Annotated in this window: 21 protein-coding genes; 4 read left to right on the forward strand and 17 right to left on the reverse strand. The window is 57.1% G+C overall.

Annotation, left to right across the window (positions count from 1 at the left end; genetic code table 11):
- Window positions 1-38 precede the first annotated feature (38 nt).
- Window positions 39-1,097 (forward strand): hypothetical protein, encoded by a 1,059-nt coding sequence (locus F1379_RS26435; RefSeq protein ID WP_150275467.1) that lies wholly within the window; start codon window positions 39-41, stop codon window positions 1,095-1,097.
- 252 nt (window positions 1,098-1,349) lie between these two features.
- On the opposite strand, the gene F1379_RS26440 is transcribed toward F1379_RS26435, so the two are convergent.
- Window positions 1,350-1,541 carry a YqzE family protein gene (locus tag F1379_RS26440; protein ID WP_150275468.1) on the reverse strand — a complete coding sequence of 64 codons (192 nt, stop codon included), beginning with the start codon at window positions 1,539-1,541 and terminating at the stop codon, window positions 1,350-1,352.
- 177 nt (window positions 1,542-1,718) lie between these two features.
- On the opposite strand from F1379_RS26440, the gene F1379_RS26445 reads away from it, so the two are divergent.
- Window positions 1,719-2,501, forward strand: a complete 783-nt coding sequence (locus tag F1379_RS26445) for an N-acetylmuramoyl-L-alanine amidase family protein (protein ID WP_239004833.1) — start codon at window positions 1,719-1,721, stop codon at window positions 2,499-2,501.
- On the opposite strand, the gene F1379_RS26450 is transcribed toward F1379_RS26445, so the two are convergent.
- Together F1379_RS26450 and F1379_RS26455 are read right to left on the reverse strand one after the other, a co-directional pair.
- Window positions 2,488-3,375, reverse strand: coding sequence for a divergent polysaccharide deacetylase family protein (locus F1379_RS26450; RefSeq protein WP_239004836.1), 888 nt, complete (start codon window positions 3,373-3,375; stop codon window positions 2,488-2,490). The genes F1379_RS26445 and F1379_RS26450 overlap by 14 nt on opposite strands.
- Before the next feature lie 104 nt (window positions 3,376-3,479).
- On the reverse strand, window positions 3,480-4,571 hold the full coding sequence (locus F1379_RS26455; protein ID WP_150275469.1) for a glycerol dehydrogenase: 1,092 nt from the start codon (window positions 4,569-4,571) through the stop codon (window positions 3,480-3,482).
- Between the two features lie 270 nt (window positions 4,572-4,841).
- On the opposite strand from F1379_RS26455, the gene F1379_RS26460 reads away from it, so the two are divergent.
- Window positions 4,842-5,390: a hypothetical protein gene (locus F1379_RS26460; protein WP_150275470.1), complete on the forward strand. Its 549-nt coding sequence runs from the start codon at window positions 4,842-4,844 to the stop codon at window positions 5,388-5,390.
- Window positions 5,391-5,486: 96 nt separating this feature from the next.
- On the opposite strand, the gene F1379_RS26465 is transcribed toward F1379_RS26460, so the two are convergent.
- The gene (locus F1379_RS26465; protein ID WP_150275471.1) at window positions 5,487-6,422 is read right to left on the reverse strand and encodes a hypothetical protein; all 936 of its coding nucleotides are present in this window, start codon (window positions 6,420-6,422) and stop codon (window positions 5,487-5,489) included.
- Window positions 6,423-6,989: 567 nt separating this feature from the next.
- On the opposite strand from F1379_RS26465, the gene F1379_RS26470 reads away from it, so the two are divergent.
- The gene (locus tag F1379_RS26470; protein WP_150275472.1) at window positions 6,990-7,850 is read left to right on the forward strand and encodes a YihY/virulence factor BrkB family protein; all 861 of its coding nucleotides are present in this window, start codon (window positions 6,990-6,992) and stop codon (window positions 7,848-7,850) included.
- 86 nt (window positions 7,851-7,936) lie between these two features.
- On the opposite strand, the gene F1379_RS26475 is transcribed toward F1379_RS26470, so the two are convergent.
- The 13 genes from F1379_RS26475 to F1379_RS26535 all read right to left on the reverse strand — a co-directional run bounded on the left by F1379_RS26475 (window position 7,937) and on the right by F1379_RS26535 (window position 21,240).
- Window positions 7,937-9,340: an FAD-dependent oxidoreductase gene (locus F1379_RS26475; RefSeq protein ID WP_150275473.1), complete on the reverse strand. Its 1,404-nt coding sequence runs from the start codon at window positions 9,338-9,340 to the stop codon at window positions 7,937-7,939.
- A gap of 113 nt (window positions 9,341-9,453) precedes the next feature.
- The gene (locus tag F1379_RS26480) at window positions 9,454-11,022 is read right to left on the reverse strand and encodes an extracellular solute-binding protein (RefSeq protein WP_150275474.1); all 1,569 of its coding nucleotides are present in this window, start codon (window positions 11,020-11,022) and stop codon (window positions 9,454-9,456) included.
- 112 nt (window positions 11,023-11,134) lie between these two features.
- The gene (locus tag F1379_RS26485) at window positions 11,135-12,010 is read right to left on the reverse strand and encodes a carbohydrate ABC transporter permease (RefSeq protein ID WP_150275475.1); all 876 of its coding nucleotides are present in this window, start codon (window positions 12,008-12,010) and stop codon (window positions 11,135-11,137) included.
- Window positions 12,011-12,031: 21 nt separating this feature from the next.
- Window positions 12,032-12,892 carry an ABC transporter permease gene (locus F1379_RS26490; RefSeq protein ID WP_150275499.1) on the reverse strand — a complete coding sequence of 287 codons (861 nt, stop codon included), beginning with the start codon at window positions 12,890-12,892 and terminating at the stop codon, window positions 12,032-12,034.
- A 234-nt stretch (window positions 12,893-13,126) separates the two neighbouring features.
- The gene (locus F1379_RS26495; RefSeq protein WP_150275476.1) at window positions 13,127-14,947 is read right to left on the reverse strand and encodes a cache domain-containing sensor histidine kinase; all 1,821 of its coding nucleotides are present in this window, start codon (window positions 14,945-14,947) and stop codon (window positions 13,127-13,129) included.
- Between the two features lie 49 nt (window positions 14,948-14,996).
- Window positions 14,997-16,805: a response regulator gene (locus F1379_RS26500; protein WP_150275477.1), complete on the reverse strand. Its 1,809-nt coding sequence runs from the start codon at window positions 16,803-16,805 to the stop codon at window positions 14,997-14,999.
- Window positions 16,806-16,973: 168 nt separating this feature from the next.
- Window positions 16,974-17,189: a hypothetical protein gene (locus F1379_RS26505; RefSeq protein ID WP_150275478.1), complete on the reverse strand. Its 216-nt coding sequence runs from the start codon at window positions 17,187-17,189 to the stop codon at window positions 16,974-16,976.
- Window positions 17,182-18,204, reverse strand: coding sequence for a TIR domain-containing protein (locus F1379_RS26510; protein ID WP_239004834.1), 1,023 nt, complete (start codon window positions 18,202-18,204; stop codon window positions 17,182-17,184). Before F1379_RS26510 ends, F1379_RS26505 begins: the two co-directional genes overlap by 8 nt.
- Before the next feature lie 91 nt (window positions 18,205-18,295).
- Window positions 18,296-19,198, reverse strand: a complete 903-nt coding sequence (locus F1379_RS26515) for a GNAT family N-acetyltransferase (RefSeq protein ID WP_150275479.1) — start codon at window positions 19,196-19,198, stop codon at window positions 18,296-18,298.
- 55 nt (window positions 19,199-19,253) lie between these two features.
- The gene (locus F1379_RS26520; RefSeq protein ID WP_150275480.1) at window positions 19,254-19,907 is read right to left on the reverse strand and encodes a hypothetical protein; all 654 of its coding nucleotides are present in this window, start codon (window positions 19,905-19,907) and stop codon (window positions 19,254-19,256) included.
- A gap of 13 nt (window positions 19,908-19,920) precedes the next feature.
- Window positions 19,921-20,337 carry a hypothetical protein gene (locus tag F1379_RS26525; RefSeq protein ID WP_150275481.1) on the reverse strand — a complete coding sequence of 139 codons (417 nt, stop codon included), beginning with the start codon at window positions 20,335-20,337 and terminating at the stop codon, window positions 19,921-19,923.
- Window positions 20,334-20,537: a helix-turn-helix transcriptional regulator gene (locus tag F1379_RS26530; RefSeq protein ID WP_150275482.1), complete on the reverse strand. Its 204-nt coding sequence runs from the start codon at window positions 20,535-20,537 to the stop codon at window positions 20,334-20,336. The genes F1379_RS26525 and F1379_RS26530 overlap by 4 nt, the downstream gene beginning before the upstream one ends.
- Before the next feature lie 118 nt (window positions 20,538-20,655).
- The gene (locus F1379_RS26535; RefSeq protein ID WP_150275483.1) at window positions 20,656-21,240 is read right to left on the reverse strand and encodes a TetR/AcrR family transcriptional regulator; all 585 of its coding nucleotides are present in this window, start codon (window positions 21,238-21,240) and stop codon (window positions 20,656-20,658) included.
- Window positions 21,241-21,261: the final 21 nt, after the last annotated feature.

Raw genomic sequence — 21,261 nt, forward strand, 5'->3', positions numbered from 1 at the left:
TATAGAGACGAAGAATGCATAGGAAGGTGATCTGCGACATGAATAAAATCGTCAGGCGGCAGCCGCGGTCGGTCCGCAGCCGGTTGCTCCTTGCTCTCTGTCTTGGCCTGCTGGGTACTACGTTTGGCGCGGCCATAAATCCAGCAGAGGCGGTTTCCTCCAGCCGTTTAGCAGTAACTGCAGCTGTTACTGCAGAAGCAAAGCTATCTTCGCTGACCTTGCAGCAACTCCCTGCGTCTGCAGCTCTGCAGGAATTTACCCGGCAGACCCTCGGAAAGCTGGCTAAGAACGCACCGTTCACGGACTGGAAGAACGCCAAGACTGAGTACTTTCCTTTGGGGCCTGGTACGCACGGCTGGCTGGTGAATGTGCTTAAGGGAGATCAGCGCGTAGGATATCTCATTATCACCGCCGCAGAGCAAGGCGGATTGTATCTGAGTGAATACGGGGCCGGAACTGACAACCTCCCGTATAGCCTTACCGAACTGCGCCGGGTACTGGCGCAGGAAGCACTTATCCCTTCTGATTATTCCGGCAAATTGGAGCTTACCGCTCTCTATGTCCCGCTGCTTCCGGTATGGAAGATGACGCTGGGGCAGAAGACCTTCTACCTTAGTGCCGCAGGTGAACCCGAGCTGCTGCCTTGGGACGAGTCCAAGGCACAGGCAGTGTTCAAGGGGCAGGCTGCTGCTCCCATGTCGTCCCCCGGTCCGGGAGCAGCCTTCACGCCCCAGAAAGTGTACCGGAGCAGCGGGGAAGACGACCCCTACGCCGATCTGCGCTGGCTGAGCGCTCCCCGGCTGGACAAGCTCAAGGCTGGCAGCCTTAGCCTGCTGCTGGCCCAGGGCAACGCCCTGGCCTTCCAGTCGGCCGGGCGCAATGATCTGCTCGGCGCGCCGTTCATGGTAACAGGCTACCAATGCTGGAACCCGGCTCCTGCACCTGCGGGAACCAGCGGCGATTTAGCGCCGCTGATCTATGCCGCATCCGGACCCGAAGGCCGGCGCTTCCTCCCGCTCGCTCTGCTGGAGGAGCGGGGAACATTGCATGCGCTGGCCGCCGCCAAGGGCAGCGTTGCCGCTCTGCCGAGGAATTAGCCCCTTTGGCCGGGGCGTAATTTGGCCCTTGGTCACCCTTTCGCCATACTGGCCGGACCATGCGAATGCCGCCCAACGTTTCTGCAAATCGCGCCACTGTCGAAGCACGCAAAGAAACCTTCCTTAGCCGGAGTTCCGGCTGAGGAAGGTTTCTTTAAGTTGTCCAACGATTGCCTTACACTTGCATCAGCATCGCACAGCTCTAAACAACATTGCAGTCTCGCTCTACCGTGGCATTGAATCCCATATCAGCTACTTCCTGCCGCTCCGGCTCCACTTGCTGCGCCAGATGGACCAGCTCAGCGGCAGCATGCCGAACCAACGCTGGGACCAGGGCTGCCTGTCCGCTTTGCGGCGTTCCCGGCTGGCACGCGGGTCTTCCATATAGTCGACGACCTTTTCAGTAATGTACTTCACCAGCTCATCACCGCTGCTCGACGCCATACCTCCCACCTCCATTCTCCAAAGAAGCTCAGGGCTTATCTCCGGTTCTATTGTCATTAGTTTGCTCCGCCCACGCCTCATCTAAACCTTCCGGTACAATTCCCGAATAGCACTGGCAAATCCGGCACAATCTATAAAAATACGGTGTCCGAAGTAACTGAACAAGGAGGTATCCACTTGAACAAGCACGCTTATTCTACTCACCGCAGCCGAATCCGCCGGCTGAAGTTCATCCTTGTATCCGCCGCGCTCCTAACCCTTGCGGCTGGAGAAGCCGCATCCGCCGCTTCTTATACGCCGCCTTATCTGCCCCAGGCTGACTATTCCCCGCCTTCACCCGCGTCGGCTGCCGAGACGAAGCAGCAAATGCTGGGACATGACCAGCGTATCATTCTGATCGACGCCGGGCACGGCGGCATTGACGGCGGCACTTCGCACGGCGACATTCTGGAGAAGGACATTACACTGGCTATCTCCCGCCGCCTGTTCCTGCTGCTGCGCAGCGACGGCTTTGACGCCATTCTGAACCGGACCGGCGACTATGCGCCCAGCGACGAGAACCGCTGGCTGCGCAGCAAGTCGCGCCATCTGCGCGATCTCGCCCAGCGCAAGGAGCTGGCGGAGACCCTTCCGGCGAATGTAGTCGTCAGCGTTCATATCAACTGGGCCAAATCGCCGTCTAAGCATGGACCGCTCGTACTCTACCGCAAGGAAGGCCGCAGTTATCTGCTTGCCCAGGCCATCCAGGACCGGCTGAACGGCTTGTACGGCACAAGCGAGAACCCGCGCGAGGGCCGGCCCTTCTACCTGCTCAACAAAATAACCGCCACAACGGTCATCGTCGAGGCGGGATTTATCAGCAGTCCGGCGGACCGCAAAAAGCTATGTACGCCTCAAGGCCAGGAGGCCCTGGCCGAAGCGATTGCCGACGGGATCGCCGCTTATCTTATGGAGGCGTAAGCTGCGATTCCCAGTGCCACTGTGACTTCACAAGCTCGGAAATTCCGACAAATTCGATGCTGTCCTTAAGTTCGGCAATGCCACTGCGAATCCCGGCAGCGGTTTCTTTGCCCTGGATGCCGACATGGCCGATCGTAATGCAGTAATGCTGCTCAAATGCATGGTCCTTCACCAGACGCATCTGCTTCAGCACATGGCCGCTGTTATGAACATCGTCAAGGAAGATATGATTCTCTACCGGAGGCAGGCCGAACTTCCGGGCTGTCGCTCCGGCAATCGAGCGGTAATTCGTATGACTGTCCACAAAGAACAGCCCGCGTTCCTTGCAGACCGCCAGGATGACACTCATCACCCGCTCGTCGCCGGTAACCTTGGAGCCCATATGATTGTTGATGCCAACGGCATACGGCACATTGTCGAGCGCTGCCTCAACCCGCTCACGCACCTCGGCATCGCTCATCTGCGTCAGCACCGCTCCGGGACCCAGCCATTCCGGCTTGCCCTGGCGCGGCTCCATCGGCAGATGGACCAGCACATCGAAGCCAAGCTCATGCGCCCGGCGGGCATCCTGCTCCGAGGTCGGCAGGAAGGGCATGACGGCCACGGTGATTGGCACCGGCAGCTTGAACATGTCCTCGGACCCGCGCATATTATTGCCGAAGTCATCGACGATGATTGCCACCTTGGGCCTCGCAGTAGCTCTGTTATCCATACTTGCGGCAGGCGGCTTGGCCGCATTCGGCGAACTCGCCTGCACGGTCCCCGCTCCGCCGGAAGCTGAGTATGCAGCGGCAGGCTGCAGCAGGCACAGCACGGCAAGCGCTGCGCTTAACGTGGTGGCCAGACGTCGGCGCTTGCAGACAGGATATTTCATCAACAAAATCGAAAACCTCCTTCAGCTTCAACCATAGTTCTCATTGTTTGAAGTGAGGAGGTTAAATATGTACTGCAGCTGTGATTAATTATTAACAGACAGACTCAGTTCCCGCGGTGGCGGCGGTCTGCAGCAATTATCGCGGAATATACATCTTCGGGTGCAACCGCAAACGGCATATTGCCCATCGGACCGTCCGGGTCACAGGCGGCCACGGCGGCAAGCATAAGCCGCTCCGGCTCCACAGCCGCAAGACCCATCGCTTCCAGCGTTACGGGCAAGTCTACCGACCGGCAGAAGCTCGCTGCTTCCTCAATCTCAAATTCCGGCGCGCCTTCAAGCTCAAGCTGAACCAGCGTCGCAAAGGCTACCTTCTCCCCGTGCAGCAGCTGCCGGCATTCCGGAAGCACGGTCAGACCATTGTGAATGGCATGGGCCGCAGCCAGGCCGCCGCTCTCAAAGCCGATGCCGCTGAGATAGATGTTGGCCTCGACAATATGCTCCACCGCCTCCGATGCTTCACCTGCCCGCACATCGGCCAGCGCCTGAGCCCCGTCGTGCAGCAGCGTGTCGAGACAGGCCCGGGCCATCGTATAGGCGGCAATTGATCCGTTCCCTCCGGCGTGGGTCACCGCTCCGCTGCGGCGGCAGGCCCGGGCTTCGAAATAGGTGGACAACGCGTCGCCCATTCCTGCAGCCAGAAGTCTTGGCGGCGCTTTGGCGATAATATCCACATCCGCGACAACCATATCCGGGCTGTGCAGCAGCGGCAGGTAACGGTCAAGCTTGCCGTCTTCCGTGTACAGCACCGACAGGGCGCTGCAAGGCGCGTCACTGGAAGCGACGGTGGGCACGATAACGACCGGCAGGCCGCTTAACCGACTGACCGCTTTTGCCGTATCCAGCGTCTTGCCGCCCCCGATTCCGAGAATAATTCCGGCTGTGCCGCCCTGCAGCTCATCCACGATCTGCTGCACCTGCAGCATGCTGCACTCTCCAGCGAACTCCCGTTGTACCAACGGAAGGCCCGAGGCGGTGAAGCTTCCTGTGACATCCTCTCCATAGTTCGCCAGGACAAACGGGTCCACAATCGCGTAAGCCCCATGTACCTCAAACGCGGCGCAATATGCGCCAAGCCGCTTCAGCTCTCCTTTGCCTTGTATATATTTTGCCGGCGAACAGATAATCTGTGTCATTGTACCAATCCCCCTGACCTCCAAGGTAATGAACCATTCCTTATTATAAGGAATGACTTTGCAATCGGCAGTGAGAAAAACTGTGGGAGATACAGAAAGGCAATGAAGTGTAATCATTGTTTAATAATGTTATATTTTGTTAACCTAATCTACCATTTATTATGATATAAAAGTAAATGCAGATATTATCCGCTTCCGTTCGTGCGGCGGCCGGCAAACATATACCTTTCTCCATAAACCAACCGACAAGCAATCAAAGGAGCGGTGACCGTGTTGCGTGTTAGATTCAGCGCTCATGTATTAATGCTGTTCGCCTGTATACTTATAGCAGGCTGTCAATCAGAGAACAAGGAAGCTGCGCATAGCCCGCCGCCGAAGTTTGTCGCCTATGATAATCCGCGGTTTAACTTCGGGGTGGATGCTCCGGACAATTGGGAAGTAGAGATTGAAGGGGCCGAGAACTACGAAGCCACGGACAGCAGAGAGGCTATACCCGATTCCAGTATTCGTATATTTGTTGAGAACCTTCCGGAAGAGAGGGTCATGATCATAGGTCAACTCGGAACGCTCAACATGCCTGTGGCGGCCGGTTCACCGGCTGAGGAATTCGTAACCCGGAGTGGTCTGAAGGCGACCAAATATACGGAATCCACTGCGGATGACGTCATGATCTATTATGTATTCGACCACGATCAATTAGCAGATGAAGGCTATAACACCCGTGGCTTGGCCGTAAGCATTCTGATGAGCAAGAAAGTCTACGACAGAAATAAAGAGACCATTGAACAGATTGTTCAAAGTATCCGGATTAACAAATAAATTCGTATACAAGTAAAGAGGGCCGGCGCAGCCGGTCCTCTTTATTGCGCCAATCTGCCTTTTGCAGCAGATTCTAATTCGATTATTTCAAAGCCTTCACTCCCCGTCCAGGCGTCCAAAAGCCCGCAGCAGCCGCAAATTGTTGATCGCTATGACCGCCTTCCACCAGTTCTCGCTGAGCGCGAACGCCTTATCGTAGCCGTCCCAGGTCCAGGTCAAATCCCAGAGACCTTCACTGTTGCGTCCGGCGATGATGTAATCCAGATCCCGTTCCAGCATGGCTGCATTCGCCTTAAACCCAAGGCTGTCCGGCGTCTCGATAAAAACGGACGGACGGGTGCTGTATCCGCTCCAATCCCCCGCGCTGGCCTCCAGCAACCGGTTGATTCGGTCTTCTGCAGCAGCAACCAGCTGTTCATACGGAAATTGCCCCTGTAAGCCGCTGCGTCCGATGCATTCCAGCATGATCAGCACGCATTTCAGCGGATGCCTTTCAATGCCCGGATTCTGCAGATAGGTGTTGCACAGCTTCAGAGCAATATCCATCCCGCGCCCGTAAATCCTGCTGTCCTGATCCGCAACCCGCAGGATGAACCCCGCGAGAATAGCGGACGGATTATAGGGGCTGTGCGAGGTGCTGGAAGAATCGGTATGCCACCACGGTGCATGGGGATAGTCGTTGTTCGAGGTTATCACATTGTGCCAGGTGTCGCCGTCCATATCGGCACCGCTGTGCAGGTACTTCAGAATGCCTTGAACAATCGGATGACGGTTGTCAGTCACTTCCAGCTCCAGCAGCAGTTCAATTGCGGTGGAAGTCTGAAGCGGCGAAGAATGCGGATTCCAGGAGTCCGGCTCCAGCGCATGCCCGAAGCCCCCGTCTTCATTCTGATAAGCGGCCAATGCCTGTAATACATCCGATTGCGATCCACCTGCAAAATGATAGTTCCATCTGGCCATATCCAGCGGACGAGCGTTACGCCGCATCCACCATTCGATCCGTGTGAAGTCCGCTTGCGATAACCGTTCCATCTCTTAATCCCTCACTTTCATAATGACGGCAGCCTCTCCCGCCGCCGCTTATTCCAATATAATACACGAACTGATGTTCCGGTGGGTAAAATATCACAAGGCAGCCTTTTTTTTGATACCACGAATACGAGCTCTGCTGCGGATATGCTAACGCCCATAACAAATAGTTCGATTATCGCACACTAATTTTGCCTTTTTCACAGGTTTCAGCAATCTAGGTTGATTATCGCCACTTATTTTGGGCGATCTTGATGCATTTACTTATTTTCACTCATAATAAGTGGCGGAAATCCAACTAGACTTGTGTTCAACCTCCATATGTGTAAAATTAAGTGGCGATTTTCCAACTCGGCTGCGAACAGGGCTGCCCAGCGTTCATCTTATCCAAAGAGCTAGCTGCCAGCGGATAACTCTTAGGTTCATATTATATAGCTGCACAATCCAGCGAACTCTGCTCTGAATTATGAACCTTGCTGAACAATCCAGGTTTGTTCTTTTTACACCGGTGTTAATAATACAAATATATACATGCACGTTCTGTAGCACGCCAAAGACCGGGAGGACACTATGCGCGAGAGTATCCGTGGGGGGCCGCTGGATTTCATCAAGCAGCTCTATCATCATATTAAGGCAGACGACGTGCAGGGGATCAGCGCCCAGCTCACCTATTATCTGATTCTTTCCCTGTTTCCGTTCCTGATCTTCATCATGACGCTGATCGGCTATGCCAACATTCCGCTGGAGGAGCGGATTCATGAACTGTACCGGATTATGCCGGTCGAAGCCGTTTCGATTATTGAGGAAATTCTGGAGGATGTCTCTGCGGGGCGGAGCGAGGCGCTGCTCTCCTTCGGGATGCTGGCCACTTTGTGGGCCGCCTCCAAAGGAATCAATGCCGTTATCAAGGGCCTTAACCGCGCCTATGACATCGAAGAAGACCGGGTGTTCTGGAAAATACGCGGAATCGCCTTGCTGGCTACGCTGATTCTCGGCATTGTCGTGCTGCTCAGCATTCTGCTGCTCGTGCTGGGGAGCTGGCTAAAGACCCAATTCTTCCTGCTGGTGGACTTGCCGCTTGAATTCCAGAAGCTGTGGGATCTGCTGCAATATCTGGTTCCGCTGTTTATTTTGTTTGCCGTCTTCACCCTGCTCTACTGGATTGCCCCCAGCCGCCGCCTGGCTTTGAAGGAGGTTGTCCCGGGTGCGCTATTCGCCACCGTCGGCTGGATCGCCACCTCTGTGCTCTTCTCCGTCTATGTGAACCAGTTCAGCGATTTCACCAAGACCTACGGCAGCCTTGGCGGCGTTATGGTCCTCCTAATCTGGCTCTATATCAGCTCAATGATTATTCTGATCGGCGGCGAGATCAACGCCATATTGTTAAACGGTGGTTTCCGCCCGGTAGACACCGGTAAAGCCAAGAGGTAACCGCACTCCCCACAAAAAAACAGGCAGATCCCTATCGCCAAGGGACTGCCTGTTTCTGTTGCCTGACCGCGGGTACACCGCCGCCCTCAGTGGTAACGCACGCCGCCGGTGGAGGTGCCGGCGGACGCTGCCCGTTCCGCCGCATCCGCTGCGGGCTCCGGCAGGTAAGCGCCTTCCTCGCGCAGCCGCCGGCGCAGCGCAATCACATCGACGGCGTGCACGTCATGCCCCGGGGCGCTTGCCGCATGCGCTGCGGCAATCCCGGCGGCTTCGCCCATCGCCAGGCATACCGGCATCACCCGCACGCTGCCCTGCACCTCGCGCTCGCAGGAGATCGACCGCCCGGCGACCAGCACGTTGATCAGGCCGCGCGGGGTCAGGCAGCGGTACGGAATGCCGTGCGATTCCCCGGGCCCGTAACGCTTGATTTCCTCCCGCTTGCCGCCCTCCTGCTTCTCTTCCTTCTCCGTGCCGTGAATATCGATGAAATAGCTGTTGCGGCAGATTTCATCGTCGAAGCTGGCCCGGCGGATATAATCCTGGGCGCTCAGCACATAATCGCCCGTGATCCGCCGCGTCTCGCGGATGCCCATCAGCGCGCCGGTCGCGGCCACGAACGAGCTGCCGAAGGCTGCCGGCAGCGCGTCGGCCAGCGCATCGCGGTAGACTGCCGCCAGCTTCCGGCCGTTCATCAGCGCCTCCGACACCGAGAAGGCGTCGGTGTTGTCGACATCCCAGAGATGCCCGGCATTGAAGCCGACCGTCCGCGGCGCGATGATGTTATTGCAGATATGCGAGTCAGGAATCTGCGGATACTTGCCGGATCGCAGAATATCGAAGATCGGGCTGTTCTTGTTGTTCGCGTGCAGCAGCGGCCCGTTCACATAGGCGTACTCATCGACATTGCCCAGATTGAAGCAGTGCGTAGCCGGCATCAGCTCGCCGGTGGCGGTATCGCCCTTCAGATACTCGGCTCCCGCCCAGGCGGCCACATCGCCGTCACCGGTGCAATCGACGTAGACCTTGGCATGCATCGCCTGCAGCCCGTTCTTCCCGGCGGTGATTAGCGCCCTAATGCGGCCCTTGTCATCGGTCTCGACCGAGCCAAGCTGGGTCAGGAACAGGACGGTAACTCCGGCACCGCGTACCAGATCGTCATAGATCACCTTCAGCTTCTCCGGCTCAATCGGCACCCAGTCCAGTGCATCCTGCGGCACATGGGGCATTTGCGCCTTCAGCGCCTCGAACACCTTCCGGGCCAGTCCCCGGTAGATCATCTTCTCGTGGTCCGAGAAAGGGCACCAGGCCGGGACAAGCCCGGACGTGCCCATGCCGCCGAGGCTTCCCGTTGCTTCAATCAGCAGCGTCTTCGCTCCTTCGCGCGCCGCCGCAGCAGCGGCCGTGCAGCCTGCCGGTCCGCCGCCGACGACGATGACATCCCATTCATCGCGCAGCGGAATTTCGCTTCTCCGCATTGTGTAAGTCTTCATGTCATTTCCTCCCGCCAGCTCCTCCGAGCCGCAAATAGACAGGCCCATGACCGTCCGGAACCGGTTTCTTTCCGGACGGCACGGGCCTGTATTACCGGCACCGCCGCAACTGTCTATTTCTTCGTTCCTGCATACCATTCATTGATTTCCTTGGCGCTGGCCGCGCCGCCTGCCGCATCGAACTTGGCGGCGAATTCAGTCACCGCATCCGGCGATTCTTCGCCGACGATAACCTTGACCGCGAAATCATTGATCATCTGGTTGAGCGAAGCATTGTTCTTGGCGTACTCCGGCAGAGACGGGGCAAAGGCCAGCGGATCAGCCACCCGGCCCTCGGCCGGAATCTCCCTGTTCAGATAGGAGAAGCCTGCGAACAGCCGTTCATCCTTCTTGACCCGCGCCTGCCAGTAAATCGGATAATTGACTTCGTCGATACCGGTCAGGTAGCTGCTGGCCAGGCCGCGCTCATCGGTGAAGATCGGCAGAATCGGGCTGTATACCCCGTCACTGTAAGTGTAATGCTTGCCTTCCTCGCCGAGCGAGATCAGCTTGAAGGTCTCCGGCTCAAGCTTCGCGTTGATCCATTTAATCGCATCCTCCGGATGTTTGGCCGACTTCGGAATGAAGGTGATGCGGTCATACCCTCCGCTCATCCCGATGCCCATTTTGCCGTCCTTGCCCTTCAGTGCCGGAAGATAAGCGAACTTCGCCTCCGGGAAGTTCTTGTTCAGCGCGTCCGCCACGGTCGGAATATCAAACCAGGGCAGCTGGATGACACCGATCTGTCCGCTGGTGAACTTCTCCTTCAGCGTGGCATCCTTGTTGACAGCGAACTCTTTATCGATCAGTCCCTGCTTATAGAGATCGGCCATATACGTCAGGTACTCCTTGAAGCCCGGATTCTGTGCGGTGGCTACCAGTTTACCCCCCTGGTCCGACCAACCTGTGGCGATGCCGAACGCGCCGGTAATGTTGGCGACCGTTGCAAGCGCACCGTCGATGGACATCGGCGCACCCTTGCCGCCGGTGCCGCCGGGATCTTTGTCCTGGAAGGCCTTCAGCACAGCTGTGAACTCGTCGAGGGTCGTCGGCATTTGCAGATCCAGCTTCTCCAGCCAATCCGTGCGGATCATCAGGTTATAACCGGCGAATTCGCTGGAGCGGTTCGGGATGCTGTAGATTTTGCCGTCCACCTTCATCGCTTCGAACGAATCCTCGGAAATGGAGGCTTTGATGTTGTCGCCATACTCCTCGATCAGCGGTCCGAGGTCCACCAGCGCGCCCATTTTGGCATAATCCGTGTAAATGGCCTTGTCGCCGGCGATGGAGATTACATCATAAGCTTCTGCGGAGGAGATCAGCAGGTTCAGCTTATCCATGGCCTTGTCGGCCGGCAGCATCTCATAATTCACCTTGTAGCCGGTCCGTTCCTCGATCACTTTTGCCAGCGGATGGGTGTTGTAATCATCCTTCGACCAGAGGTTCAGCACCCGCAGCTCCGGCTTGGTATCGCTTTCAGGTTCTTTCGTGGCCGGCGCCTCCGTCTTGGCCGGAGCCTTGGTGGCTTCGCCGCCGCTGGAATTATTTCCATTTGCACCGTTGTTGCCCGATGAACCGCAGCCCGCTGCAGCCAGCACCAGTCCTGTACCTAGCAGGAGTGCCAACCATCTTCTGTTCTTCATTGCATAACCCTCCTAATCTTGTGTGGGGGAACAGCTTCTTGTATGAAACGCGCCGTTGCCGGAGCGGCTTCACCATTCTTATAATCAACCAGGCGATGCTTTAGGTGCCTGCTCAGCCTTTGACCGAGCCGATAAGTACTCCTTTGATAAAATACTTCTGCAGGAACGGGTAGACAAACAGAATCGGAACTGTGGAAGCAACTACAGTAGCCGCTCGCACCCCTTCGGGCGACATATTCATCAGATCATCAATGCTCTTGTTCAGCACATTGGCAGAGCTGGCGTTCATGACCACATCCTGCAGATAGAGCTGCAGCGTCTTTTTGGCGGTGTCATTGATGTATATCATCGGACCGAAATAGTCATTCCAGTATCCGACCGCATAGAACAGTGCAATGGTAGCAATGACCGGCATGCTCAGCGGCAGAATAATCCGGAACAGAATCGTGTACGTCTTGGCTCCGTCAATCCGCGCCGATTCCTCCAGCGCCTCCGGGAGGCTTTCATAGTAGCTTTTGATCACCAGCATATTGAAGACGCTGATCATCCCCGGCAGAATCAGCACCCACAGATTGTCGATCAGATGCAGCTGCCGCATCAGCAGATAATTGGGAATCAGACCGCCGCTGAACAGCATGGTGAAGATGAACAGCACCATGATAAAGGGCATGCCGGGCAGATTGCCTTTGGACAACGGGTAGGCCGTAAGCGCTGTCATAAGAATCGAAATAAGAGTGCCCACCAGCGTAACGCCGACCGAGACTGCAAACGCACGGATGAACGTGGATGAGGAGATGACTTCAGTCATCGTATCCAGCTGAAAATCAACCGGGAAAATGCCCACCTTCCCCGAAGTAATCGCCCACTCGGCACTGACCGCCTTTGAGAAGACATTCGCCAGCGGCAGCAGCATCATCAGGCCCAGCAGGAGCAGGAACACATACACGGATACATCCAGCACCAGATCGCCTTTGGTTCGTTTATTCATCGCTAACGCGACCTCCTTCCGTTACCAGATGCCGCGCTTCAGGAACTTGCGGCTGAAGTAGTTGCCCGAAATAATCAGGATAAAGCCGACGACCGAGTTGAACAGGCCTACTGCAGTGCTGAAGCTGTAATCCATCTTGCCGAGGCCGATCCGGTAGACGAACGTCCCGATGACATCGCCGGTCTCATACACGACGGGGTTATACATGGTCAGTATCTGCTCCGTTCCGGCATCCAGCACCGAGCCCAGGCGGAGAATGAACATCAGCACAATGGTCGGCAGAATGCCGGGAAGGGAGATATGCAGCATGCGGCGAATCCGGCCCGCACCGTCAATGGCAGCGGCTTCATATTGCTCCTGCTCGATGCCGGCGATCGCGGCGATGAAGACAATCGCGTTCCACCCGACCTCCTTCCACCCCGCCGTGAAGACGAGCAAGCTGCGGAAGTAGCGGTTATCGACGAAGAAGCCGACCGGCTCGCCGCCGAACCATTCGATGATATTGTTCACGAGTCCGCCCGAAGTGGACAGTATCGTGATGAACAAGCCGGAAATGATGACCCAGGACAGAAAATGCGGCAGATAGATGATGGTCTGGATCGTGCGCTTGAACGCCATGAGCCGTACTTCGTTCAGCACCAGCGCGATGAAGATCGGTATCGGAAACAGCAGCACGATTTTGTACACACTGATCAGCAGCGTATTCGTAAAGACCTGGGCGAACTCCTCCGATTCCATCAGCTTGCGGAACTGCTCCAGGCCAACCCATTCACTCCCCCGGATGCCGTCAAAAATATTGAACTCCTGGAATGCGATCAGCACGCCGTAGAGCGGCGTATATTTAAACAGCAGCAGAAAGAGGAGGCCGGGAATCAGCAGCATATAATAATCTCTGTTTCTCCAGGCTAACCGCCATTTGCCCCCGGATTTGGCTTTCACCGCCCGTGTCCGGCTCTCCCGCTGCAAATCGGTAATGCCCGCTCCCAAGATGACTCACCTCCATGTTTTGATGAGTTCATTATAATTCCGGGACCGGCAAGGCTTGTAGGAGGTAATCCGATTATTTCTGGTCTCAGGCGACTGTAAATCCCAGAGCCCCATAGTCCCGGACTTTCGCTATTCCACAGCCACCGCTTTCATCCGCACGGTAACGACCGTCCCCCGGCCCGGCTCAGTCTCAATGGACAGTCCATACCTGTTCCCGGCAAAAAAGCGGATGCGCTCGTTGACGTTATACAGTCCGTAAGAGCCCCCGGCGCTTCCGGCCGCATCGTCCCGGGCCGGCTCGACCAGGAGCCGCTTCGCCTGCTCCGGGCTCATGCCGATGCCGTCGTCGGCGACGCTCAGCACAATGTCTCCGTCCTCCCGGCGCGCGGTGACGCGGATGCTTCCTTGCTTCGCCTTCGTCTTGCGGATGCCGTGCAGCAGCGCATTTTCCACCAGCGGCTGCAGGGTAAGCTTCGGGATGACGTACGCACCCAGCCCGGGCTCCGCTTCAATGGTGCAGGTGAAGGTGGAGGGGAAACGGTTCTGCTGAATCTCCAGAAATACCCTGACCAGGTCCAGCTCGTCTTCAATGCTGACATTGTCCCGGCCTTTATTGAGGCTGAGCCGGAAATAACGGGCCAGCGACTCGATCATCTGGCTTGTATCCTCCGCACCGTGGGCAATGGCCGACCAGTTGATCATGTCCAGGGCATTATACAGAAAATGCGGATTGATCTGCGCCTGCAGCGTCCGCAGCTGGGCCTCGCGTTCCTGAATCTTCGCCTGATAGGACTCCTCCATCAGATTGTTCAGCCTGCGGATCAGGTGATCGACGCTGCTCTCCAGCAGCCGGAAATCACCGCCCGGCAGGGCGCGCTGATCCTCCAGCCAGCCGACGCCTTCCTTGCGCATCATCTTCAGAATCAGCTGCACCCGGCGCTGCATTTCCTTTACAATAAACATCAGCAGCACAAACACCAGAATCAGGAACATCACCGTGATGCCGATCAGCGCAGCGACGCTGGTGAACTGGCTCAGCCCGGCGGCCCGGTCGGAGATCTCCCGCTGCGACACCTGCGCCACCAGCTTCCAGCCGGTCGTCCCGATGGTGGTGTAGACCACATGCACCTCCCGGCGGTCTTCCCGGCGCTGCAGCACCCCTTCACCGGTCCCGGCAATGGTCGCGGCAAGCGCCTCCGGCAGCTTGCCGGCCTCCGCACCAGGCAGTTCCCTTTCTGCGGGACCGTATATTTGTCTTCCCCCGGCGTCCAGCAGCAGGGGCGCGTACTCCTCCGAGAACTGCAGCTCGGACATCACTTCGCCGATCAGCTCACCGGGAATATCAAGCACCATTGCACCGATAATTTCATCGTAGGATTCCGGGTTGCGCAGCAGCCGGGCTGCCGAGAAGACCGCCTTCTCCCCGGCATCCGTGTAGTCCTCCCTGTAGACCTCCGTCCAGACCAGCCCGCCGCCGGCCTCCAGAACCGCCGGATACCACGGATATTCTTCGATATCGGCAAGCGGAAAGAGGTTGACGCGGTCCCCGGCGAAGAGCCGCGAAGGCGCGGCAAACAGGCGCAGCCGGTAAATATCCTCATTCACACGGGCGCTCTCGGCCAGATAACGCAGCTCTTTGATCTGCTGCAGCTGCCCGGTCACGCTGTCTCCGGGCGCAAGATTGTCATATAGCACATGATTCATGAAGATCGCGTTGCTGCTGTCACGGATATGGTCCAGCTTGTAGGTCAGATTCATCCCCGCCTGCTTCAGCGCGAGCTGCATGCTGCGGATCGCCTCCTGTTCCAGAATTCTGCTGGAACGCTCGAAGAAGGAGGCCAGCATAATCCCGGCAGGCAGCAGGATAAATATGGCGTAGGCAAGCAGCCACTTCCGCGCGGCCAGCATGCCCTGGCCCAGTCCGGCCAGATCGCTCCACCGCAGCTTCATAGGCACACCACCTCTCTCCCGGCATGAAATAAGGCCAGCGGCGCACGCGTCATAAATGCCGCTCCCTGTAGGCGCTTGGCGTGCTGCCGGTCATTTTCTTGAACAGCTTGCTGAAGTGGCTGGGATCGGTATAACCGACGGCAGAGCACACCTCATAGAATTTATGCTGCGGGTCGCGCAGCAGCTGCTTGGCCTTGTCAATGCGGACCTTGGTCAAATATTCAGACAGCGTCTCGCCCGTCTCCTGCTTGAACAGCAGCCTGACATAGGTGGGACTCAAATATACGCCCCCGGCAATGTCGGCCACCGTCAGGTTGTCGGCATACCGCGCTTCGATCAGCCGCCGCACCCGTTCAATGATATCGCCGGCCTTGCCGCTGCGCTTTCCCTGTACAAATTGACATACGCGCTGCAGATAAGCCGCGGTATATTCCAGCAGGTCATGCATCGTCTCCTGCCGCATCACCAGCTTCCAGGCCTCCAGCTCGCGCTGCTCCCACTCCGGGCTCATGCCGCCCAGCTCCAGCAGCACCTGTCCCGACTGCAGAATCAGGTGCAGACTGACATTCTGGGCATAACGCGGTCCTGCGCCCCGGTTCAGCTCCAGCCGCGCAAAAACTTGCGCCAGCTCGCCCTGCAGCCCCTCGCGGTCCCCGGCCCGCAGCAGGCTTGTGACCTTCTCTCCTGATTCCGCCGCAAACCGGTGCTGCAGATGCTCCGCGCCCTCTATATTATCCATGGTCAGGATACGGTTCTTGCCCAGGTACCACTTCTGGTCGGCGGCTCCCCTCGCCTGCCTGTAAGAGGAAGGCGCTTCTGACAGCTGCTCTACGCCTTCCCCTACCCCGATGGTAACGCTAAGCTTAAGATATTTGCGCAGATTGTCCCGGATGGCTTCCGCCAGCGTCAGCAGCTCGAGCTCGGGCGAAGGCTCGCTATCCGTCAGCTCTTCCATATCCGCCCCGCCTCCTGCGGCGGGATATCCGTCCTCCCCGTTGCCGCCGTGGCCATCGCTGCTGTGATACCTCGCGCTCACCCCGCTGTCTCTCCGGGCAATGTCTTCCCCGTCCTCTCCCGTCTCCCCCGCTTTACCGGGCTTGCCGTTCCCGGCGCCCGGGCCCTGCAGGCGCCGCCTGGGCAGCAGGATGCCCACATACTCGCCAGCCTCCTTCTCGAAGGCAATGCCGCGCATCTGCGCGTCGATCAGCTCCTGGATAATGTTCAGCACCGTATAGGACAGGAGCTGCTTATCCCGCTCCGAGCGGGTATCCATCACCTGCGGGACATCGTCGATCACAATGACCATAATGATGTAGCCCGCCGAAGAATGCAGCGGCAGCCCGAGGAAGCGCAGCTTCTCTTCTATCGCGTCCGGTGCCATGCTGTCGCTGATTACAGAGAGCAGGAATTTCTCGCGCAGGAGCGGCATGCTCTGTACAAGCTTCACCTGCATCTCCTTCACCCGCTGCCGCTCGCGCTCCTCGGCATCCAGCGCCGCCGTCACCCGGCTCAGCACCGCAGCCAGCTCCTTGCGGCTGACCGGCTTGAAGATATAATCGGCGGCATGAATCTGCAGCGCCGACTTTAAATATTCGGCATCATTATGCCCGCTGATGAAGACGATTTTGGTGCCGGGCAGAACTTCGCGGACCTCGGCCGCCATCGTAATGCCGTCCATGGCAGGCATTTGCACGTCCGTAAGCACAATGTCCGGCTTCAGCTCCCGGATCAGGGCCAGGCCGGTATCGCCGTCATCGGCCGATCCGATCAGCGAGATGCCCAGCTGCCCCCAATCGACATAGGTGCGCAGCCCGTGGACCACAGACGGCTCATCGTCAACAATCACCAGAGTTCTCATAACCAGCTTCCTTTCACACCGGGTTCATGGATTTTATTTGCTTTCAATGATTAACCCAATTAAATACCATACTGTCAAAAATATCTACAATTAAAGATAATTCTGCGGACAGCAAAAAAGCAGACGTCTCCGCCTGCCTCATGCAATATAATATTATATTATTCCTGCTTAACGGATAAATGATGGCTTCCGGTCGGAAATTTCACCGCTCACAATCTCGATGTACTGCACGTCTATCCCTTCAACGGACGGACCCACATACCTTGTTGTCTTCAGCTCTTGTCCCGCTTTGCCCGGGGCTGTCAAGCCCGCCTCCCGTCTCAGAGCCGCCACAGGACCGGTTCCGAATAGACGGGCATTGGTCTTTCGCGGTCGTTTATTCACTGGAAATCCCTCCTATAAGCTCTTTGATGGCGGACAGCAGATCATGATTAACCTCTTCAACATAAAATTTCAGCTGTTCAGCGGTCAGTTCACGATTACCCGAAAAATGTACAGACAGCACATGCTCCTTGCCCAGAGCATAGCACAGAACATAAATCTGGGCAATCTGCTTCCGGCCAAAGAACGCCCAGCTGTGGGTGCCGTAAATTTTCAGGACAAATATCTGCTCGTCCTCAGGCGACTTGCCTTCATTCTCCGACAAGCGGTACCGCCGGCCTCTTCCGACATTGCCGCCTACCTGGCCGATGTATTCATCATCGACGCGTGTCCATATCGCTGCACCTGTGACCCGGAACCCCTCCGGCAGCAGAATCGTATTGCGTACGGCTTCGGCTGCGGCGGAATAACACTCAGCGGCATCGGGAATCGTCACATTGCGCAGATACTCCAGCAGTGACTGCAGAACACTGTCCTTGCGCAGCTGCAAGGCCTCCAGCTCATCCATAATCTCATGCCGCTGCTTGAACAGGCCTTCCTGGGCCACCGCCGCCAGAATCCGTCCGCAAGCCGTTGTCACGGCACTTTCCGGTCCTCTGGAATGGTCGGCCATATACTTCAGCAGGGTGAGACCCTCCAGATCGGACGGCAAATGCAGCGAGACAGGGCGGGTCTCATCGCCGGCGGGCACCACATTCGGGATGATGCAATAGACCCGTTTGCGTCCGAGACGCCCCCAGAATAACCCCATCTCAAACAAGGTATTGTCACGTGTAACGAAATACGTCTGCCCCCGGATGGTGGCGATGTCCTCGGCAGCAAAGACAAAAATCCCGAAATCATTGGCATCCAGCTCCCGGTCCAGCGCTTCCATCGTGTAGTCATTGGGAAGAAAGGTATTGGCGAACCAGGCATTCACCTCGACCTGGAATTCAAGTCCTGCGGCAATCGCTTGAGCGTAAGGAATCGCTTCGCGCGAGCTTCCAATAAACGCCCGGGGTTTCCTGCTCATCTTCATCGAATGATCCCCTTATCAGGTATAAATTGGACATGATTAAGATAAGTATACCGTCACTCCCCCGGCGATGCCACCACAGAACCCTCCATTCCTATTCCTGCAAAAAGTATGCGTAGCAAGCGGCGGCCTCGACCTCGCGGAAGCCTTCGCTGGTGTACAGCGCCTTGGCCCGCTCATTCTCCGCATTGACGCACAGCATCGTTCCGCCGTACCCCCGGCCTGCGGCGTAATGGAGCGCCGCCCGCAGCAGCATTCTGCCCAGCCCCTTGCCCTGGTGCTCCGGCAGCAGCGCCAGCGGTCCGATATTCATAATCGGGCGGCCCTCGTATTCGTCATTGGCACCGCGCACGATACCGACGGGCTTGCCATTATGAAGGAGCAGCTGCATGCCGCCTTCCAGATAATCGCTTCCGGCAGCCAGCTTGGCCACCATCTCCGGCGATTGCGGCGTCTCGCTGCCCTTCAGCGTAGCGAATGCGGGATTGCGCACCCCGCACCAGGCCGCCTCGTCCTGCCCCCGCCGGAAAGGGGTCAGCGTGTACCCCTCCGGCAGTGCAATCTCCGGAGCCTCGCTTCCCTCGCGGACCAGGATATAGGAGTAACGTTCCACTGCAAAGCCGGCCTCCGCAATTCTGTCCATATCGGTACTGTTCGTCGTGAGTACAAATATATTCAGCTTATCCAGGCCGGCCGTATGCGGCAGGACGGCTTGCAGCAGGGCACTGTAGATGCCGGCTTCTCCGCCCTCTTCCGCATGCAGAATCCGGAAACGCCCCTTCCGTCCCTGCTTGCTGTAATCACCCAGGATCAGCGAAGCCGCCCCCGTCAATATCCCCTGCGGGTTCACCGCGATGTAAGTCGGATTCTCCGGCGACAGGCTGAACTGTTCCAAATCCTCATCATACAGAAAAGATTCATCCAGCCTGCTGCGGTTCCTCCGGCAGAACTCCACAAATTCCTGCTTGCGTGCTTCTTCCAGCGCTATAATCTTCATCCTATCAGCCTCCCCGGCACATTACGTGCCTGACACCCTGCTCATATCAGAGTGTTTACGGCAAATTAGCCGCAATCAGAATAATAAATAATACACCCGGCATCAATGTTGCCGGAAAGCCCTTGTACCCTTTCCTGCGCTCGGCGGCCACAATAAGGACAATATCAAGCAGCTGTCCCAATACAACCAGCGGCAGTGCTATCCATGGATGCAGCGCTTGCGGAAACTGCAGTGCAGCTAAGGTCAGCAGGGCGTAAAACATCAGATCGCCCACACCGATGATCGGTGTTAAGCCGGGTCTGCCCGGCAGCGGCAGACAGATGGAGAGCCGGGCCAGGGATTGCCGGTTCCCCATAAGCTTGGCATTGGGTGTCCGGCGCCCGATCCGCAGAAAGCTGAGCATATCTGCAACAATAACAGCGGACAGGATCGAGAGATATCCGGACAGATCGATCTTGAGTAAGGCCGGTATCAATACGGCCAGCGCAAGCGCACAGACCACATTAAGCACATTGTGCCTGTACAGTACTTTAACGCTGAGCTCCTGCTTCCATAGCCATACACTCATTGCCACACCTGCAGCCAGCACGAGGACTGCAATCCCGGGGTTGATCCGCTGTGCAGCTAAAGCCAGCACTATCATTAGCAGCGTCAGCAGCAGCATATACAGAAATTCACGCCGCAGCCAAAGCTTCACCCATTCCGGCATCTCTTCCGCCTCCCTAAATCTGCTTGCCAAGCTTAACCATGTACATGATCTGCAAGAGATAGGCCAGCAGGTACAGCCCAACCGCAGATAACACCAGCCACAGTGGGGACTTAGCTGCAATGAGCAGGAACGGTACGGCTATCATCATCAGAATCATCCGGTCAAAAGCCTTGGCCTTAGCCTGATAACGGATAGCCATATTGCGTTCATCACCCAGCTCAATCCGCTTCTGCCGCGCTTCTTCCGGGTGTCTGCGGTAATAGCGCCGCATCAGGGCCGTTGCCGTATTGGCGCCGACCAGCCCTGCACCGATTCCCAGTCCCAGTCCGGCCCAGACCTCGGCGCCTTTAAGGGCTGCCAGCACCCCGGCGGCAATAAGCAGCGCCCCCAGGATCAGAAGACCTTTCTCCAACCACACCGGTTTATTCATTGCGGCTCCTCCTCATAAATAAAAATATCCTCAATGGAGAGCTTGAAGTAACGGGCAAGCTTGAAGGCCAGTGTAATTGAAGGATTATACCTTCCGTTCTCCAGCGAACCGATCGTCTGCCGGGACACCTGCAGCGCCTCGGCCAGCTCCTCCTGCTTGATTCCGCGTTCTTTGCGGAGCTCCTCCAGCCGGTTCAGCATCTACCCACCCCTGTCGCATATGTTAAGTTCGCTTTCCATAACAAGCATAACATCAGCAGCCGTTGATGTAAAGCATACTTTCCATAGTTACTCTCGGCTGCTTATTATGACAGAGCATCTATCTCTGCATCTTTCCGATGCCTGCAAAAGCTGCGGTAACCAGCTGCCGGATATAAGCATCATCCAGCGGTTCTCCCGTCAGCAGCAGCCGGTAAAATACCGGACCATAGATCAGGTCCGTACACAGCCCGATATCGGTATCCTCACGCAGCTCGCCCCGCTCCCTCCCCCGCTCCATCAGCTGGCGCGCTTCCAGGCGCCGCGGCTGGAAATACCGGGCCTGGTACACTTCCTTAAGTCCCGGATCAGACTGGCCTTCACCGATGATCTCCGTGATGATTTTGCCTTCGCGGCTAATCAGAAACCGCGTCAGATTGGCCGCATGCTCCACAATATCCTCGAATACGGAACCGGTATCCGGCACCGGCAGCCGCGCCGAAGCGGCAGACAGATAGCCGTCCATGACAACGGCGGCCTTGTTCGGCCACCATTTATAGATGGTCGCTTTGCTGACCCCTGCCCGTTCAGCGATTTTCTCTACGGTCACCGCAGCGAAGCCCGTTTCCAGCAGCAGCTCATAAGCTGCTGTCAGAATCGCCTGCTGGGTTTGCATGTTGCGCGGACGTCCTCTTTTCACATTCATCTAAGCGCTCTCCTTTATGTG

This window comes from Paenibacillus tepidiphilus (assembly GCF_008635795.1).
GTDB lineage: Bacteria > Bacillota > Bacilli > Paenibacillales > Paenibacillaceae > Paenibacillus_AQ > Paenibacillus_AQ tepidiphilus.

Excerpts from the sequence above, each read along its gene's own strand:
- F1379_RS26485 (WP_150275475.1), bottom strand. The coding sequence starts at position 12,010 with ATGAATAAACGAACCAAAGGCGATCTGGTGCTGGATGTATCCGTGTAT.
- F1379_RS26520 (WP_150275480.1), bottom strand. The coding sequence starts at position 19,907 with ATGCCGGAATGGGTGAAGCTTTGGCTGCGGCGTGAATTTCTGTATATG.
- F1379_RS26515 (WP_150275479.1), bottom strand. The coding sequence starts at position 19,198 with ATGAAGATTATAGCGCTGGAAGAAGCACGCAAGCAGGAATTTGTGGAG.
- F1379_RS26530 (WP_150275482.1), bottom strand. The coding sequence starts at position 20,537 with ATGCTGAACCGGCTGGAGGAGCTCCGCAAAGAACGCGGAATCAAGCAG.
- F1379_RS26480 (WP_150275474.1), bottom strand. The coding sequence starts at position 11,022 with ATGAAGAACAGAAGATGGTTGGCACTCCTGCTAGGTACAGGACTGGTG.
- F1379_RS26435 (WP_150275467.1), top strand. The coding sequence starts at position 39 with ATGAATAAAATCGTCAGGCGGCAGCCGCGGTCGGTCCGCAGCCGGTTG.
- F1379_RS26465 (WP_150275471.1), bottom strand. The coding sequence starts at position 6,422 with ATGGAACGGTTATCGCAAGCGGACTTCACACGGATCGAATGGTGGATG.
- F1379_RS26500 (WP_150275477.1), bottom strand. The coding sequence starts at position 16,805 with ATGAGAACTCTGGTGATTGTTGACGATGAGCCGTCTGTGGTCCACGGG.
- F1379_RS26510 (WP_239004834.1), bottom strand. The coding sequence starts at position 18,204 with ATGAAGATGAGCAGGAAACCCCGGGCGTTTATTGGAAGCTCGCGCGAA.
- F1379_RS26455 (WP_150275469.1), bottom strand. The coding sequence starts at position 4,571 with ATGACACAGATTATCTGTTCGCCGGCAAAATATATACAAGGCAAAGGA.
- F1379_RS26490 (WP_150275499.1), bottom strand. The coding sequence starts at position 12,892 with ATGCTGCTGATTCCCGGCCTCCTCTTTCTGCTGCTGTTTAAATATACG.
- F1379_RS26475 (WP_150275473.1), bottom strand. The coding sequence starts at position 9,340 with ATGAAGACTTACACAATGCGGAGAAGCGAAATTCCGCTGCGCGATGAA.
- F1379_RS26535 (WP_150275483.1), bottom strand. The coding sequence starts at position 21,240 with ATGAATGTGAAAAGAGGACGTCCGCGCAACATGCAAACCCAGCAGGCG.
- F1379_RS26470 (WP_150275472.1), top strand. The coding sequence starts at position 6,990 with ATGCGCGAGAGTATCCGTGGGGGGCCGCTGGATTTCATCAAGCAGCTC.
- F1379_RS26450 (WP_239004836.1), bottom strand. The coding sequence starts at position 3,375 with ATGAAATATCCTGTCTGCAAGCGCCGACGTCTGGCCACCACGTTAAGC.
- F1379_RS26495 (WP_150275476.1), bottom strand. The coding sequence starts at position 14,947 with ATGAAGCTGCGGTGGAGCGATCTGGCCGGACTGGGCCAGGGCATGCTG.
- F1379_RS26525 (WP_150275481.1), bottom strand. The coding sequence starts at position 20,337 with ATGAATAAACCGGTGTGGTTGGAGAAAGGTCTTCTGATCCTGGGGGCG.
- F1379_RS26440 (WP_150275468.1), bottom strand. The coding sequence starts at position 1,541 with ATGGCGTCGAGCAGCGGTGATGAGCTGGTGAAGTACATTACTGAAAAG.